General features: G+C 60.4%; 16 protein-coding genes. 6 read left to right on the top strand and 10 right to left on the bottom strand.

The window, feature by feature from the left end; translation table 11 throughout:
• Positions 1 to 26 precede the first annotated feature (26 nt).
• The 5 genes from livF to IMX17_RS18110 all read right to left on the bottom strand — a co-directional run bounded on the left by livF (position 27) and on the right by IMX17_RS18110 (position 4,936).
• The gene (gene livF, locus IMX17_RS18130; RefSeq protein WP_015376292.1) at positions 27 to 728 is read right to left on the bottom strand and encodes a high-affinity branched-chain amino acid ABC transporter ATP-binding protein LivF; all 702 of its coding nucleotides are present in this window, start codon (positions 726 to 728) and stop codon (positions 27 to 29) included.
• Between the two features lie 4 nt (positions 729 to 732).
• Positions 733 to 1,500, bottom strand: coding sequence for a high-affinity branched-chain amino acid ABC transporter ATP-binding protein LivG (livG, locus tag IMX17_RS18125; RefSeq protein WP_046898854.1), 768 nt, complete (start codon positions 1,498 to 1,500; stop codon positions 733 to 735).
• On the bottom strand, positions 1,497 to 2,780 hold the full coding sequence (locus IMX17_RS18120) for a high-affinity branched-chain amino acid ABC transporter permease LivM (protein WP_193550060.1): 1,284 nt from the start codon (positions 2,778 to 2,780) through the stop codon (positions 1,497 to 1,499). Before IMX17_RS18120 ends, livG begins: the two co-directional genes overlap by 4 nt.
• Positions 2,777 to 3,703 (bottom strand): high-affinity branched-chain amino acid ABC transporter permease LivH, encoded by a 927-nt coding sequence (livH, locus tag IMX17_RS18115; protein WP_015376290.1) that lies wholly within the window; start codon positions 3,701 to 3,703, stop codon positions 2,777 to 2,779. Before livH ends, IMX17_RS18120 begins: the two co-directional genes overlap by 4 nt.
• 117 nt (positions 3,704 to 3,820) lie before the next feature.
• Complete coding sequence (locus IMX17_RS18110; protein ID WP_033639000.1) at positions 3,821 to 4,936, bottom strand: branched-chain amino acid ABC transporter substrate-binding protein; 1,116 nt, start codon at positions 4,934 to 4,936, stop codon at positions 3,821 to 3,823.
• Positions 4,937 to 5,341: 405 nt separating this feature from the next.
• Here IMX17_RS18110 and panM point away from each other — a divergent pair, with 405 nt between their 5' ends.
• Genes panM through IMX17_RS18095 form a run of 3 tightly spaced genes read left to right on the top strand, consistent with a single transcriptional unit; the run spans position 5,342 to position 9,004 of the window.
• Positions 5,342 to 5,734, top strand: coding sequence for an aspartate 1-decarboxylase autocleavage activator PanM (panM, locus tag IMX17_RS18105; RefSeq protein WP_004934355.1), 393 nt, complete (start codon positions 5,342 to 5,344; stop codon positions 5,732 to 5,734).
• Positions 5,731 to 6,948: a DUF3142 domain-containing protein gene (locus IMX17_RS18100; RefSeq protein ID WP_182265660.1), complete on the top strand. Its 1,218-nt coding sequence runs from the start codon at positions 5,731 to 5,733 to the stop codon at positions 6,946 to 6,948. Before panM ends, IMX17_RS18100 begins: the two co-directional genes overlap by 4 nt.
• 43 nt (positions 6,949 to 6,991) lie before the next feature.
• Positions 6,992 to 9,004: a hypothetical protein gene (locus IMX17_RS18095; RefSeq protein WP_370571524.1), complete on the top strand. Its 2,013-nt coding sequence runs from the start codon at positions 6,992 to 6,994 to the stop codon at positions 9,002 to 9,004.
• 64 nt (positions 9,005 to 9,068) lie between these two features.
• Here the strand turns inward: IMX17_RS18095 and rpoH are convergent, their stop codons facing one another.
• From rpoH to ftsY, 4 genes are all read right to left on the bottom strand, one after another.
• Positions 9,069 to 9,926, bottom strand: coding sequence for an RNA polymerase sigma factor RpoH (gene rpoH / locus IMX17_RS18090; protein WP_004934345.1), 858 nt, complete (start codon positions 9,924 to 9,926; stop codon positions 9,069 to 9,071).
• 317 nt (positions 9,927 to 10,243) lie between these two features.
• Positions 10,244 to 11,197, bottom strand: a complete 954-nt coding sequence (gene ftsX, locus IMX17_RS18085; RefSeq protein ID WP_004934340.1) for a permease-like cell division protein FtsX — start codon at positions 11,195 to 11,197, stop codon at positions 10,244 to 10,246.
• Positions 11,187 to 11,858: a cell division ATP-binding protein FtsE gene (gene ftsE / locus IMX17_RS18080; protein WP_004934337.1), complete on the bottom strand. Its 672-nt coding sequence runs from the start codon at positions 11,856 to 11,858 to the stop codon at positions 11,187 to 11,189. Before ftsE ends, ftsX begins: the two co-directional genes overlap by 11 nt.
• A gap of 5 nt (positions 11,859 to 11,863) precedes the next feature.
• Complete coding sequence (gene ftsY, locus IMX17_RS18075; protein ID WP_193550058.1) at positions 11,864 to 13,321, bottom strand: signal recognition particle-docking protein FtsY; 1,458 nt, start codon at positions 13,319 to 13,321, stop codon at positions 11,864 to 11,866.
• Between the two features lie 242 nt (positions 13,322 to 13,563).
• Here ftsY and rsmD point away from each other — a divergent pair, with 242 nt between their 5' ends.
• Together rsmD and IMX17_RS18065 are read left to right on the top strand one after the other, a co-directional pair.
• Complete coding sequence (gene rsmD / locus IMX17_RS18070; protein ID WP_042783457.1) at positions 13,564 to 14,184, top strand: 16S rRNA (guanine(966)-N(2))-methyltransferase; 621 nt, start codon at positions 13,564 to 13,566, stop codon at positions 14,182 to 14,184.
• Complete coding sequence (locus IMX17_RS18065; RefSeq protein ID WP_004934327.1) at positions 14,174 to 14,446, top strand: DUF1145 family protein; 273 nt, start codon at positions 14,174 to 14,176, stop codon at positions 14,444 to 14,446. The genes rsmD and IMX17_RS18065 overlap by 11 nt, the downstream gene beginning before the upstream one ends.
• Before the next feature lie 3 nt (positions 14,447 to 14,449).
• On the opposite strand, the gene IMX17_RS18060 is transcribed toward IMX17_RS18065, so the two are convergent.
• Positions 14,450 to 14,806, bottom strand: coding sequence for a DUF2500 domain-containing protein (locus IMX17_RS18060; RefSeq protein WP_046898849.1), 357 nt, complete (start codon positions 14,804 to 14,806; stop codon positions 14,450 to 14,452).
• A 427-nt stretch (positions 14,807 to 15,233) separates the two neighbouring features.
• Here IMX17_RS18060 and IMX17_RS18055 point away from each other — a divergent pair, with 427 nt between their 5' ends.
• Positions 15,234 to 15,800, top strand: a complete 567-nt coding sequence (locus tag IMX17_RS18055) for a hypothetical protein (protein WP_193550057.1) — start codon at positions 15,234 to 15,236, stop codon at positions 15,798 to 15,800.
• The last annotated feature ends 178 nt before the right edge of the window (positions 15,801 to 15,978 follow it).

Here is a 15,978-nt window from a genome sequence, read left to right as displayed (position 1 = left end):
ATTATTTTAATTCGTAGGGGGACGGATTAACCGCCCAGATACGCCGACCTCACTGCTTCGTTGGCTAACAATGCAGCCCCCGTATCTTCCAACACCACGCGGCCGTTTTCCAGCACATAACCGCGGTCCGCCAATTTCAGCGCCTGATTGGCGTTTTGCTCCACCAGGAAGATGGTCATGCCCTCTTCCCGCAGTTGCTGAATGATGTCGAAAATCTGCTGGATGATGATGGGCGCCAGCCCAAGCGAAGGTTCGTCGAGCAGCAGCAGCTTCGGCTGGCTCATCAGCGCGCGGCCGATGGCCAGCATTTGCTGTTCGCCGCCGGACATGGTGCCGGCGCGCTGGCTTCGGCGCTCCAGCAGGCGCGGGAACAGCGTGAACACCCGTTCGATGCGCTGTTGATACTGGTGACGATCGGCGAAGAAGCCGCCCATCGCCAGGTTTTCTTCCACCGTCATGCGCGAGAAGACGCGCCGCCCTTCCGGCACGATCGCCACCGCTTCGCGCATGATGCGCGAGGTTTGCCACTGGGTGATGTCCTGCCCCTGGAAGACGATGCTGCCTTCGCTGGCGCGCGGTTCGCCGCACAGGGTGCCGAGCAGCGTGGTTTTACCGGCGCCGTTGGCGCCGATTAACGTCACGATTTCGCCCTGACTAATCGTGAGACTGACCTGATGCAGCGCCTGAATTTTGCCGTAATGGGCGGATACCTGATTGAATGACAACATATTATTATTCGCCCAAATAAGCCCGGATCACGTCCGGGTTGTTGCGGATCTCCGCCGGTGTGCCCTGCGCCAGCGGCGTGCCCTGATTCACCACGTAAATGCGATCGGAGATGCCCATCACCAGCTTCATGTCGTGCTCGATCAGCAACACCGAGACCTTATGCCGATCGCGCAGCTCGACGATCAGATGATCCAGCTCGTCGGTCTCTTTCGGGTTCAGACCGGCGGCCGGTTCGTCCAGCATCAGCAGCTCCGGCCGGGTCACCATGCAGCGGGCGATCTCCAGCCGACGCTGCTGCCCGTAGGCCAGGTTGCCCGCCGAACGGTTGGCCATCGATAGCAGGCCGACGCGCTCCAGCCACTCCGCCGCGCGCGCCAGCGCCTCGGCTTCGGCGCGGCGGAAGGCCGGGGTTTTCAGCAGCCCGGCGAAGACGCCGCTTTTCAGGTGCTGATGCTGCGCCACCAACAGGTTCTCAACCACCGTCATTTCACGGAACAGCCGCACATGCTGGAAGGTGCGCACTACGCCCATACGGGCGATGGCCTGCCCCGCCAGCCCTTCCAGATGGCGATCGCGCAATTTGATGGTGCCGCCGCTCGGGCGGTAGAAACCGGTCAGGCAGTTGAACACCGTGGTTTTACCGGCGCCGTTGGGGCCGATCAGCGAGACAATTTCGCCTTCATTGAGCGTCAACGCGACATTGTTGACCGCCAGCAGCCCGCCAAAACGCATCGACAGGCCTTCCACCTGCAGTAAAGGTTGAACGCTCATGCCTGCTCCCCCTTGCCCGCGTGAATGTCCGCCGCCTGCAGCTTCAGCTGCGGCCGTTTCATCGGCAACAGCCCCTGCGGCCGCCAAATCATCATCAGCACCATCAGCGCACCCAGCAGCAGCATGCTGTATTCATTCAGATCGCGCATCAGCTCGCGCGACACCACCAGCAGGATCGCCGCCAGAATGACCGCGAACTGCGATCCCATGCCCCCCAGTACGACGATCGCCAACACGAAGGCCGACTCGACGAAGGTGAAAGATTCCGGGCTGACGAAACCCTGTCGCGCGGCGAACAGCGTGCCGGCAAACCCGGCGAACGCGGCGCTGATGGTAAAGGCGGTCAGCTTGATGCGCGTCGGGCTGAGGCCCAGCGAGCGGCAGGCGATCTCGTCTTCGCGCAGCGCTTCCCAGGCGCGCCCGAGCGGCATGCGCAGCAGGCGGTTGATGACGAACAGCGTCAGCACCACCAGCAGCAACGCCACCAGGTACAAAAATACGATGCGATCGCTCGGATCGTATTTCAGGCCGAAGACGTTATGGAAGGTATCCCAGCCGCCGTCGCGCACGCTGCGATTAAACTCCAGGCCGAAGAAGGTCGGTTTCGGGATCTGGCTGATGCCGTTCGGCCCGCCGGTGATCTCGGTATTGTTCAGCAGCAGGATGCGCACGATCTCGCCGAAGCCGAGCGTCACGATCGCCAGATAGTCGCCGCGCAGCCGCAGCACCGGGAAACCGAGCAGGAAACCGAAGGCGGCGGTGACGATACCCGCCAGCGGCAGGCTCTCCCAAAATCCGAAACCGTAATAGTGATTCAGCAGCGCGTAGGTGTAGGCGCCGATGGCGTAGAAACCGCCGTAGCCCAGCACCAGCAGACCGGACAAGCCCACCACCACGTTGAGGCCGAGGCCCAGCATCACGTAGATCAGCGTCAGAGTGGCGATATCCACCGTGCCGCGCGACACCAGGAACGGCCAGGCGACCGCCGCGACGAGCAGCAGAGCCGCCAGCAGCTTTTGCCGCGGCGTGGTGCCGTCGAAGCTCGGCAGCACGAACGCCGGGCCGGAGACCTTTTTCAGGCTCTGCTGCAGCAGCGGGCGCAACAGCTGGAAGAAGAAGACGATGACGCAGCCGATGCCGATCCACATCCAGCGCACTTCCGCCGCGCCGTGCACCACCAGTTTGGTGCCGTCCAGGCTGAGCTGCATGCCCATCAGGAACGACGCCATCACGAACAGCACCGCCGTGGCGATCAGCGCATTGAGCAGATTGAGTTTCATACTTTCTCAACCTCCGGACGCCCGAGGATGCCGGTCGGCATGATCAGCAGCACCACGATCAGCAGCGCGAACGACACCACGTCTTTGTATTCGGTGCTCAGGTAGGCGGAGGTCAGCGCTTCCGCCACGCCCAGCACCAGGCCGCCGATCATCGCGCCGGGAATGCTGCCGATGCCGCCCAGAACCGCGGCGGTGAAGGCTTTCATACCGGCCATAAAGCCGATGTAAGGGTTGATGACGCCGTAGAACTGACCGAGCAACACCCCGGCCACCGCCGCCATCACCGCCCCGATGACGAAGGTCAGCGAGATCACCCGGTCCGTGTTGATGCCCAGCAGGCTGGCCATCTTCAGATCTTCCGCACAGGCGCGGCAGGCGCGGCCCATGCGCGAATAGCGGATAAACAGCGTCAGCGCCAGCATCGCCAGGAAGGTCACGAGCCAGATGGTCAGCTGCATGGTGCTGATGGTGGCGGCGAAGCCGTTGCTTTCCCCCAGCACCCACTGGCCGGTGACCAGGCTGGGCAGCGCCAGATCGCGTGAGCCCTGCGTCAGGCTGACGTAGTTTTGCAGGAATATCGACATGCCGATGGCCGAAATCAGCGCAATCAGGCGCTTGGAGTTGCGCACCGGCTTGTAGGCCACCCGCTCGATGCTCCAGCCGTAGGCGCTGGCGATGACGATCGAGACCAGGAACGCGGCGCCGATCAGCAGCCAGCCGACGTCGATGCCGAGCATCATCAGGGCGGCGATAACGATAAAGGAGACATAGCTGCCGATCATGTATACCTCACCGTGGGCGAAGTTGATCATGCCGATGATGCCGTAAACCATGGTGTAACCGATGGCGATCAATGCATAGGTGCTGCCCAACGTTAAGCCGTTGAACATCTGCTGCAGAAAATAGAGGAGCTGCTCTGACATACTCTGAACCCTTGGCTGCGAAACCCGCCGGCGGAGAACCGGCGGGTAAAGGGAGACGGGGTCGGCAAGCCGACCCGCCGGGCGCAGCAAACTGCGCCCCACCCTAATCATTATGGCTTATTTGATCGGTGTGGACGTGCCGTTGGCATGCCACTCGAACACGCCGAACTCGAAGCCTTTCAGGTCGCCCTTGTCATCCCAGCTCAGCGGCCCCATCACGGTCTCCACCGGCTTGCCGGTTTTCAGATCCTTGACGATGTCCGCCGGCTCCTGGCTGCCGCTGCGCTCCATCCCGGTGGTCAGCGACTGCAGCGCGGCATAGGTGGTCCAGACGAACGGGCCGGTCGGATCCAGCTTCTTGGCTTTCAACGCATCGACGATCGGCTGGTTGGCAGGCACCTGATCGTAGCGTTTCGGCAGCGTCACCAGCATGCCTTCCGAAGCGGCGCCGGCGATGTTGGACAGTGAGGAGTTGCCCACGCCTTCCGGCCCCATAAAGCGGGTGGTCAACCCGGCCTGTTTGGCCTGACGCAGGATCTGGCCCATTTCCGGGTAATAACCGCCGAAATACACGAAGTCGATATTCTCTTTCTTCAGGCGCGCCACCAGGGTGGAGAAGTCTTTGTCGCCGGCGGTGATGCCTTCGAACATCGCCACTTCGGTGCCCTGTTTTTTCAGGCTGTCGCGCACCGAGCGCGCCAGGCCTTCGCCGTATTGCTGCTTATCGTGCACCACGGCGATGCGCTTCGGCTTGATGTCGCTGAGGATGTATTTGGCGGCGGTCGGGCCCTGATCCGAATCCAGACCGGTGGTGCGCAGGATCATCTTGTAGCCGCGGGTGGTCAGATCGGCGTTGGTGGCCGCCGGGGTAATCATGATCACGCCTTCGTCTTCATAGATATCGGACGCCGGCTGGGTGGAAGAGGAGCACAGGTGGCCGATCACGTAGCGAATGCCGTCGTTGATCACCTTGTTGGCGACCGCAACCGCCTGTTTCGGGTCGCAGGCGTCGTCGTATTCCACGCCGACCAACTTGTCGCCCTTGATGCCGCCCTTGGCGTTAATGTCGGCAATCGCCTGGCGCGCGCCGGTAAACTCCATGTCGCCATACTGCGCGACCGGGCCGGACATCGCCCCGACGATCGCCACCTTGATGTCTTTCGCCATGGCCGCCTGGCTCATGGCCATCGCAATACAACCCGCCAGCAGTGCCTTACCTGTTGTTAATTTCATCCGCAAATCCCCATCTGTCGTTGTGAACGTACCTGTTGTGTTTGCCTGCGCCCGATCGTTATTGACCGCTTTTGTTATAAGTAATAATGATTTAGGCATTTTGTTGGCATTATTTTCTAATAAGACTTTATTTTTCATACCATTAAACAGGAATTTTCTGCTGCAAATCAACTTCATCCGGCAGAAACAAGCGGTGTAAACAGGATAAAATTCGAATTAAATCTGCGCTGTTTACCTTGAGGCGTAGCGCGTTGTGCTGGTTAACAATCCCTTTACTAACTATTTACTCGGAAAATGCCCCGTGCAAAAAACATATTGCACAGTAATCGTACAGAAAAACTTACACAACGCTCTGCACAAGATCTATTACACTGTCGACATCATTTAGCTGCGCGGAAATTCTGCATGAAACTGACCATCGAGCGCCTGACCGCGCTGTCCCCGCAAGACCTTATCGATCTCGGTAAAATTTGGCCGCACCAGCAGCCGGAACAGTGGCAGAGCTGGTTGAGCGGCGGCAAGGCGCTGTTCGCCGCCCGCTTCAACGAGCGTCTGCTGGGCGCGGTGAAAATTGCGCTGCAGGACGACCGCGCCGAACTGCAGGATCTGCTGGTACGCGAAGTGACGCGCCGCCGCGGCGTCGGTCTTTACCTGGTGCAAGATGCACAGCGTCAGCTGCCGCAGGTCGCCCATTGGCAGCTGTCGACCGCCGGTCTGGCGCCGCGCGAACGTGGGGAAGTCGATAACTTCATGCGCGCCTGCGGCTTCGCGCCGCAGGGCGATCTCTGGCAAAAATGAAGCGCCTGCCGGCGGCGCTGATTTTGATTGCGCTGGGGCTGGCGGCCTGGTTCGCCGGGCGTCAGCAGGCGCTGCGCCAGGCCTCAGGCTGGGATCAGCAGGTCTACGTTTGGCAGCGGGTTTGGACACCGCAACACGCCGATGCGCTGGCGCACAGCCGCGATCTGTTCGCTGGGCTGCGGGTGTTGGCGCTGCAGGTGCATCCACGCGAAGGCTGGCGGGAAATCCCGGCCGATCTCAGCCTGCTGAAGCGGGACGGCCGCCCGCTCTGGCTGGTAGCGCGCCTTGACGGCCAGCTGCCGCAGCTGGACCAAGAAGCCATTATCCAGCGTCTGCTGGCGCTCGCCCAGCGCTGGCAGGCGGCCGGGTTGCCCGTCACCGGCGTCGAGATCGATCATGACGCCGCCACGGCTCGCCTGCCGGATTACCAACGTTTTCTGCAGCGGCTGCGCCAACGGCTGCCCGCCGCTTTGCAACTCGGCATCACCGCCCTGCCCGCCTGGATCGGTTCGCCCGCTCTGCCCGGCGTACTGCAACAGGCCAACAGTTCAGTTCTGCAAGTGCATGCGGTGCTCTCACCTCAGCAGGGGCTGTTTGACGGCCCGCTGGCGCTGCGCTGGGTGCGGCAGTACGCCGCCGTCACACCGAAGCCGTTTCGCGTCGCGCTGCCGGCCTATGGCATGGCGCTGCTGGGGTTTGATGCGCAGGGCGCGCAGGTGGAGAGCGAATCCTCGCTGCGCGTGGCCGGCAACGGCCGTGAACTGACGGTCGCGCCGCAGCAGATCGCCGATTTTCTGCAAACGCTGGCGCAGCAAACGCCGCCCCGGCTGCGCGGCGTGATTTGGTTCAGACTGCCGCTGGCGGACGATCGGCGCGCCTGGTCGCTCGCCACGCTGCGAGCGGTGATCGAACGGCGGCCGCTGAATGTCGACTGGCAGGTAAAATTTAGGCCCCAGCCACAGCAAAACGGGCTGTATGATCTGATAATTCACAACAACGGGCCGGTGGACGCCCCGCTGCCGCAAACGATCGACATCCGCGCCGACGACTGCCTGGCGGCGGACGCGGTCGGCAACTACCGGCTGGAATCCGCACCGCAACGGCAACGCTTTATTCGCATCAGCAGCGACCAGCTGCGCGCCGGGCAATCCCGGCCGCTGGGTTGGCTGCGCTGCCAACAACTGACGCCAGGAGGCACCCTTGTCACACCTTGATTCGCGCGCGGCACGGAACACCCGCCGCCTTCTTCCGCTGGCCATGCTGATCGGCGCCGCACTGCCGCTGGGCGGCTATGCCTGCGGCCCGGATTTTCCTAACCGGCTGCTGATCGATCGCAACGGCACCCTGCTGTATATGCCGGAGGGCAATTTCGCCTTCGAAGCCGGCCGGCTGGTGCCGATGGATAAACAGTTGCCGCACTGGCAAGCCCCACCGCCACCGATGCCGCCGAAACCAATGCCGCAGTCGCCGGAAACGATCGCGATCGGCAAAATGCGCGCCGCCAAGACGGTGGAAGAAGCTGACGCCGTCAATACGCAGGGGCTATCCAACGCCGCCCGCCTTTATCAACTGGGTGCCGTCGCTTTCGCCAGCCTCGATCCGCGCGCCGCAGACTATTTCCAGCAGGTGCTGAAGCTACCGGCCGCCGAGCAGGGCGATTGGGGGCTGCGGGCGCAGTATTCGCTTGGGCGGGTATTGATGGATGACCACGGCACCCCGGTGAATGAATCTGGTGAACCGGCGCTCACCGCCGGCCACCCGCCAAAAGCCGAACTGGAACAGGCGCTGGCAGCATTCCAGCAGGTGATCGATCGGGTGAAAAACGGCACCGCCGATCCCGATCGGCTGGCGCTGAGCAGCCTTGGGCAGCAGGCGCGCATCCACCTGTGGCTGGGTGACGTCGCTCCCGCCGCCCACTTGTACGCGCAACAGGCGGCGCAGGGCGATCCGAGCGGCGGGCAGTCGCTGCAGTACGTCTCCAGCTTCCTGGTCAACCCCGACCATTTGGACACGCTGAAACAGATTATCGGCGATCCGTTGATCCAGCAGCTAGTGACCATTGAGCTGTTCGCCCGCAGCGGCAACCTGCAAATGGCGGATACCGACGGCAACGGCCGCTCCGCGCAAATCATCAACCAGATCCTGACGCTGCTGGACGGCTCAGTGAAAAGCGGCTTCGCCGGCAGCGATCGGCTGGCGGCGCTGGCTTACCGTTCGGGGCAGTACCCGATGGCGGCCAGCCTGCTGAAAAACGCCGGCGACAGCGGCCTGGCGTGGTGGCTGCGCGCCAAAATGGCGCTGCGCGACGGCGACGTGAAAGCCGCCACCGCCGCCTACGCCAAGGCGGCAAGCGCGTTTCCCGCCGACGAAAGTTGGGGTGAACAGCGCAACGCCGACTTCGTCGCGGAAACCATCGTGCCCGAGTGCCGGGTGGCCGGCGAACAGGCTATCCTGGCGCTGAACCGAGGCGACTATCTGCAGGCGATGGACCTGCTGTATCGCGGCAAAGCGCTCTACTGGGCCGACGTGGCCGACGTGGCGGAACGGGTGCTGACCGTCGATGAGTTGAAAGGCTTTGTCGATAAGCACGCCCCGGCGCCGACGACGCCGCTCAAGCCGGTTAATCCGGACGATTACGGCGGCCAGCAGATCACGCCGGAGGTGCAGCTGCGCGAACTGCTGGCGCGGCGGCTGATGCGCGCCGGGCGAGCGCCGGAGGCGCTGGCCTACTTCGATATCCCCAACTACCGGCAAGCGGCGCAGCAGTTCGCCGACGAGCTGAAGGCCGCCAAGGACAAATCCGCTGCGCCGCTGGCGCGCGCGCAGGCTTACTATCGCGCCGCCAACCTGCTGCGTTCTCAGGGGCTGGAGTTCACCGGCTATGAGATGACGCCGGATTACGCCATCTATGGTGCCGGCTATTCCTATCTGGGGGATGCGTTCGATACCCGCGAGCTGAAGCATAAAAGCTGGATCGACAGCGCAGAAGCGGCGCGCGCCAAGGCGGCGCTACCGGAGGAAGACAACCGTTTCCTGCACTATCGCTGGCAGGCGGTGGGGCTGGCGCAACAGGCGGCCGATCTGCTGCCGCCGAAGAGCCAGGCCTATGCCGCCGTGCTGTGTAACGCCGCCAGCTGGGTTATCAAACGCGACGCCAAAACCGGCCGGGCGCTTTATCAGCGCTATATCAACACCGGCACCCGTTATCCGTGGGCGGCGAAATTCGGCTACGACTGCCCGGCGCCGGACTTCGCCGCCGTGGCGCCATAACGCCGAATTTCAGGCACTAAAAAGCCCGGCTTGCCGGGCTTTTTTTATCGAATCTCGCATCGACTCAGGCTTCGATCGCCATTTTCAGTTTCTTCATGGCGTTCTTTTCCAGCTGACGCACGCGTTCGGCGGAAACGCCGTACTGATCGGCCAGCTCCTGCAGCGTCGATTTGTTGTCGTCATCCAGCCAACGGGCGCGGATGATATGCTGGCTGCGCTCGTCCAGACCTTCCAGCGCATAGGCCAGTTTGTCTGCGGCGTTGCTTTCCCAGTTATCTTCCTCGATGCCTTCGGCGAAGTCCGAGCTCTTGTCCTGCAGGTACAGCACCGGCGCCATCGACTGGCCATCGCGGGCCTCGTCGTCCGGAGTCGGATCGAATGTCATGTCCTGCGCCGCCATGCGCGATTCCATCTCGCGCACGTCTTTGCTGGTGACGCCCAGCTCACGGGCCACCAGTTCCACTTCGTCCTGGTTGAACCAGCCCAAACGCTGTTTGGTTTTGCGCAGGTTAAAGAACAGCTTACGCTGCGCTTTGGTGGTCGCCACTTTCACGATGCGCCAGTTGCGCAATACGTACTCGTGGATTTCCGCCTTAATCCAATGCACCGCAAAGGAAACCAGACGCACGCCGACTTCCGGGTTGAAGCGGCGAACGGCTTTCATCAGGCCGATGTTGCCTTCCTGAATCAGATCCGCCTGCGGCAGACCATAGCCTGAATAGTTGCGGGCAATATGAGCGACAAAGCGCAGGTGAGACAGGATGAGCTGCTTAGCGGCATCCAGATCGCCCTGATAATGCAGCCGTTCAGCCAGCTCCCGCTCTTCCTCTGCCGTCAGCATCGGATAGGCGTTGGCTGCCCGGATATAGGCTTCCAAGCTACCTTGGGGTACTAAGGCTAAAGTTTGCATTTCTTTGGTCATTCAAACCCTCTCTATGAGAATACAAAATCATGCAGGTGATTATTACAGCGGGGAAATGATTGATTCTACGGCAGTTGCTGAAGCAAAAGCGGTTCCACACGCCGGGCACCTTAACATTTGCTGCAATTTTTGACCGTACTCCGCCCTAAAAGTTCACCCTTTTTTGCAAGCATTGTTGCTGACAATACGTGACGAGGGTGCAGGCCGATAGGGAATTTGTGCGCTAAGAAGAGAGGGATGGTGCTGACTTCGCTTGAGGTCACTCTTCTCCCGCAACGCGATCAAAAGCAGCAGGAGAAGAGTATACCAAAAAAATCTTACTGTGGTGTAAATCGGCGTAAATGTTGCACCGTCGCCAGCCAGGCGGCGATCCAGCCGATCATCGCGGAGATGATCAGCAGCAGCAGCGCCTCATCCCAGCCCAGCCCGTGCAGGGTGAAGGTGGTGCCGAATACCTTGGCTACCCCGGCGACCACCGACTCCAGCTGCCACACCAGCGCGCCGGACAGCACCAGTGACAGCAGCGCGCCGGCAAAGCCCAGCATCGCCCCGCCGTTGAGGAACGGCCGCAGGATAAAACCGTCGGTGGCGCCGATCAGTTTCATCACGTTGATGGTGTCGCGGCGGCTGAAGATGCTCAGACGCACGCTGTTGCCGATCACCAGGAACACCGCCACAATCATCAGCACGCCGATGATCGCCGCAATCTGGCCCGCCAGCCCGGTCAGCGCCGCCAGGCGGGCAAACCAGCTGTCATCCATACGCACTTCTTCCACGCCCTGCACCGCCGCCACGCGATCGCGCAGGGTGTTGAGGGTGTCCGAACTCTGGAAGCTCAGCTTCGGCGTGACGATCGCCACCGCCGGCAGCGGGTTCTCTTCCAGCATGTCCAGCGCGCCGCCAAAGCCCGACCAGTTACGGAACTCGCCGCGTGCTTCTTCACGCGACAGGTAGTTCACCTTCTCCACGCCGGCTTCCGCCTTGATGGCGTCGAGCACTTTCAGCGCGGCGTCGTCATCGAGCGATTTATCCAGATAAACGGTCAGCTGCGGCGTTGGATACCACTGGCTGGCCGCAGTGCTGACGTTTTTCCACACGATGTAGCACACGCTCGGCAGCGTCAGGGAAATGGCGATCACCATCACCGTCAGCAGCGTCGCCAACGGCTGACGCAGCATGTCTTTGATGGCGTTCATCCAGGCGTAACGCCACTGTTCGCGCCAGCCGCCGCGCAGCGCCTTGCTCTTGGCGGTTTTTGCGTTATTGGCCATGGTGAGCGCCCCCTTGCATGCGGCCCTGGCTCAGCGTCAGGATGCGGTAATTGCGGCGGGCGATAAGCCCGGTGTCGTGCGTCGCCATCAGTACGGTCACGCCGACGCGGTTGAATTCTTCAAACAGGCGCAGAATGCCTTCCGACAGCGCATCATCCAGGTTACCGGTCGGTTCATCCGCCAGCAGCACCGCCGGCTTGTTCACCACCGCACGGGCGATGCCCACGCGCTGCTGCTCACCGCCGGACAGCTGAATCGGGAAGTTTTTCGCTTTATCCAGCAAACCGACCTTGTCCAGCGCGGCGGAAACGCGGCGGCGGATATCTTCGGTGCTGGCGCCGGCGATGATCAGCGGCATCGCCACGTTGTCATACACCGTGCGATCCAGCAGCAGGTGGTGATCCTGGAAGATCATGCCGATCTGCCGACGCAGGAACGGCACCTCGCGGTTTTTCAAGCGACTGATGTCGTGACCGCCAAACCAGATGTGGCCGGCGCTGGGCCGTTCGATACCGCAAATCAGTTTCAGCAGGGTACTTTTCCCCGCGCCGGAATGGCCGGTCAGAAACGCCATCTCCGCCGGGCGCAGATGGAAATCAACCCCCTGCAGCGCTTGCCGTCCGCCCAGATAAGCTTTACTGACCTGTTCAAAGCGAATCATCCGTATTAATCCTCTCGGGCAAAAAGTGCCTCAATAAAATCGTCAGCCTTAAACGGCCGCAAATCTTCGATGCCTTCCCCGACGCCGATATAGCGGATCGGGATACCGAACTGATCGGCGATGGCGAAGATCACCCCGCCCTTGGCGGTACCGTCCAGTTTAGTCAGCGTGATGCCGGTTAAGCCCACGGCCTCATTAAATAATTTCGCCTGACTGACCGCATTCTGGCCGGTGCTGGCATCGAGCGTCAGCATAACCTCATGGGGGGCCTGGTCGTCCAGTTTTTTCATGACGCGGACGATCTTCTTCAGCTCTTCCATCAGGTGCGATTTGTTCTGCAGACGGCCGGCGGTATCGGCGATCAACACATCGATGCCGCGCGCCTTGGCGGCCTGCACTGCATCGAAGATCACCGAAGCGGAATCCGCGCCGGTATGCTGCGCCACCACCGGAATGCGGTTGCGTTCGCCCCACACCTGCAGCTGCTCCACCGCGGCGGCGCGGAAGGTATCCCCCGCCGCCAGCATCACCGACTTGCCTTCCGCCTGGAATTGACGCGCCAGCTTGCCGATGGTGGTGGTTTTACCCACGCCGTTCACGCCGACCATCAGGATGACATACGGGGTTTTCCCGCTGACATCCAGCGGCTGATCGACCTTGGCCAGAATTTCGGACATTTCCTCCTTCAGCTTGCCGTACAACGCTTCGGCGTCTTTCAGCTGCTTGCGGCTGGCGTGCTGGGTCAGGGAGGTGATGATTTTGCGCGTGGTATCCACACCGACGTCAGCGATCAGCAGCTGTTCTTCCAGCTCGTCGAACAGATCGTCGTCGATCTTTTTACCGCGGAACAGCCCCATAAAGCCGGAGCCGAGGTTTTGTTTGGTCTTCAGCAGGCTGCGCTTCAGGCGGGCGAAGAAGCCTTCTTTGGTCGGCCTTTCCTGTTCTTGCGCCGCGGCCGGCACCATCGGCTCAAGCGGTTCTTCTTCCACTTCCGGCACGGATTCAGGTTCAACAACGGGCACCGGCTCAACAACCGACACAGGCTCGACGACCGGCTCAGGCTCAACGACCGGCTCAGGTTCAACCACCGGCTCAGGCTCAACGACCGGCTCAGGTTCAACGACCGCTTGCTGTTGCGCCGCCACCTGTTCGGTGACGCTGACGATCTCTTCGGCCAGCGCTTGCGCCGCCGGCTGTTCAGCCGCCGCCGGCAAATTTTCCGCGATTTGCTCGCCGGCCTGACCGTTATCCCACTCTCCCGGGGTGTCGACGGAGGCGGCAGGTTCAGATTCCTGGGCGGGGAGCTTGTCGTCCAGCTTGGCGGCGGCCGGTGCAGCCGGCGTCTCCGCGGCCTGAGCTTCCGCCTGCTCTACCGGCTGCTCAGGTTGCTGTTGCTCTTCTTCCTTCTCCTTCTGGCCAAAGCCCAGCCAGGAGAAAAACCCACGTTTCTTATCTTTTGCCATGTTATGACTCTACTCCGTACCGAAGGCTCGCTTACCCTACATACCTGAAGGATATATGCTGACAATAATCCGCCGAGTCTATCACTTTCCCTCGCGCAGCAACACGCATCCGGCATGCTTTCCGGTGTGAAATCAGACAACAACGTTTTACCGTTCCCCCCGACGCCCGTCACCGGTAGAATAGGGACAACTTTTCGTTAACCTCGGCGGCCCCGCGCCGCAAAAGAAATCAAACAACGCTTATGACAAGACTCTCGCCACGGGCGGCGGCCAAAAAACCGCCCCAGGCCGCCGCCGGACAGATCCGCATCATCGGCGGCCAATGGCGCGGCCGTAAGCTCCCGGTGCCGAACAGCCCGGGGCTGCGCCCCACCACCGATCGGGTACGCGAAACCCTGTTCAACTGGCTGGCGCCGGTGATTCAGGGCGCGCGCTGCCTGGACTGCTTCGCCGGCAGCGGCGCATTAGGGCTGGAAGCGCTGTCGCGCTATGCCGGCAGCGCCACGCTGCTCGAATTCGAACGGCCGGTGGCGCAGCAGCTGGAAAAAAATCTGGCGCTGCTGCAGGGCAAAGGGGTGGTTATCAACACCAACGCGCTGAGCTGGCTGGCGGGCGACGGTCAACCGTTCGACGTGGTGTTCCTCGATCCGCCGTTTCGCAAAGGCCTGCTGGCGGAGACCGTCTTGTTGCTGGAGCAGCGGGGCTGGCTGGCCGACGAGGCCTGGATCTATGTAGAAGCCGAGGCGGAAAGCGCCGCGGCAGACGTGCCTGCCAGCTGGCAGTTGCACCGGGAGAAGGTCGCCGGCCAGGTGGCTTATCGCCTTTATCTTCGTTCGCAAGAGAAAACCGACCATGCTGATTAATCTGGGCCGCCTGCTGATGCTGTGCGTATGGGGCTTCCTGCTCTCTAACCTGTTCCATCCGTTTCCCAAGCCGCTGAAGTATTTCATCGACGTGGCGCTGTTCTTTATGGTGGTGATGCACGGCCTGCAGCTGGTGCTGTTGAAATCCACCCAGCCGAAGGATCAGCCGATCAGCTACTGGCAAGAGGCCAAGATCTTTATCTTTGGCGTGTTCGAGCTGCTGGCCTGGCAAAAGAAACAGCCGCCCATCAAGAAAAAGTGACCGCTACGGCTGAACGGTGAACGAGACGAAGCGCGCGCCCTGCATGTTTAACGTGCCCTGCGCGCCTTTTTCTATCGGGTTGTACTGCCATTGCTTCAGCCGCAGCGTAATGTTTTCACCGCCCTGGTTCGGGCTGAACACCACCTCGTAATACATCGGCTCGTTGACCAACGGCTCGCGCTGCGGTGCGCGAGTCTTGGCGACCGGCACCGCGCGTTTGTCGCTCACCGTCACCTGCAGACTGCGCATCGGCGCGCGATCGTTTTCCGCCTCCTGCTGGCGCTGTTTGAAGTAACGTTGCGTGGCCAGCACGGCGATCAACGCAATGACGGCGACAAAAAATAGCGGTGGCTTACTCATCGGTTTCCTATTTCCTTCACGGCTAAATCAGCGTAAACATAGCACACCTGCACAACCCGACGTGAAACTCTATGCTCTCCCGAAGGGGTACAAAGCAGCAAGAACTTGCTTCGCCATTCTATTATAGATGCTCACAACGTTTCTCTGTTTGGAAATGATTAATTACTATGCTAGCCTAACCCCGAAAATATATTAACACCCTTCTGAATAACAAAATAAAGACCCGCTAAACAATCAACCTTAATCAAACGGATTTGACATGGAAAAAATAAGCAAATTAGCTTGGACAGGCCTGGTGATTAATATCACCCTGGCTGCAATCATCCAATTTTATTCATCTTAGAATGGCGCATTAAGCAGCTATGAAGAGCTGCTCCTTGAAGATTTCATTAAAATAGTTCTTATTATATTCGCAATATCAATACCTATGCAGGTTATCAGCCTGTTGCTTTTATCTAAAGCGCCGAAAGCGGGCCGCGTGCTCGCCTTTATCGCCACCGTCCTGATGTTGCCACTGAGCATGATCTTCTTCATCGGCTATCTGTTCAGCTATGAATGGCGTTACAACCGCGGATTGACGCTCTTCAACGCCGATGCTCACCCTCCGCTTGATGTCAGCCTGGGATTCAATTTGAAGCAATTTTCATTATCCGGGATATTATGTATCGTCCTCGGCATCGTTATCGGCCTGATTGGTATCAACGTCGGTTGGGTGTTGGTCGCCGCCGGGGTGGTAGCACTGGTCAATTCATCCCGCTTGGAAGGCCGCATAATGATCGGCCTCTCACAGGATAATTTGATTGTCACACCGGCGCTATATGCCGAAACGTTTATCATTCCAATAAGTGACGTCACGCTGATACAAGACAGGCCTCAATCATTTAAGCTGAAAATTAAATCTGGTGGCGTTGATAGAACCTGCACCATCCTAAAAAGAGAGCATCAGCAGGCGGAGTTTGGAAAAGTCATCGCAAAAATCGCTACGCAGAAATAGTGCCGTGACACCGCAGCTAATAATAAAGCGAGGGGGAATATCTCCCTCGTTGTTTTTTTAATTCAAAATGCGATAGCGCATACTCCCCCTTGCCAGAATGCTACTCACAAGAGAAACTGCCAAGCAGACCGGCCGCCGCCCGTACGCAAGAAAGCATTGTCGAACGTCGGCAGGCTAC

It is taken from the genome of Serratia sp. X3 (assembly GCF_014982455.1).
GTDB lineage: Bacteria > Pseudomonadota > Gammaproteobacteria > Enterobacterales > Enterobacteriaceae > Serratia > Serratia ureilytica.
The sequence above is the reverse complement of the archived record's forward strand: the minus strand, read 5'-3'. Positions and strand labels throughout refer to the sequence as shown.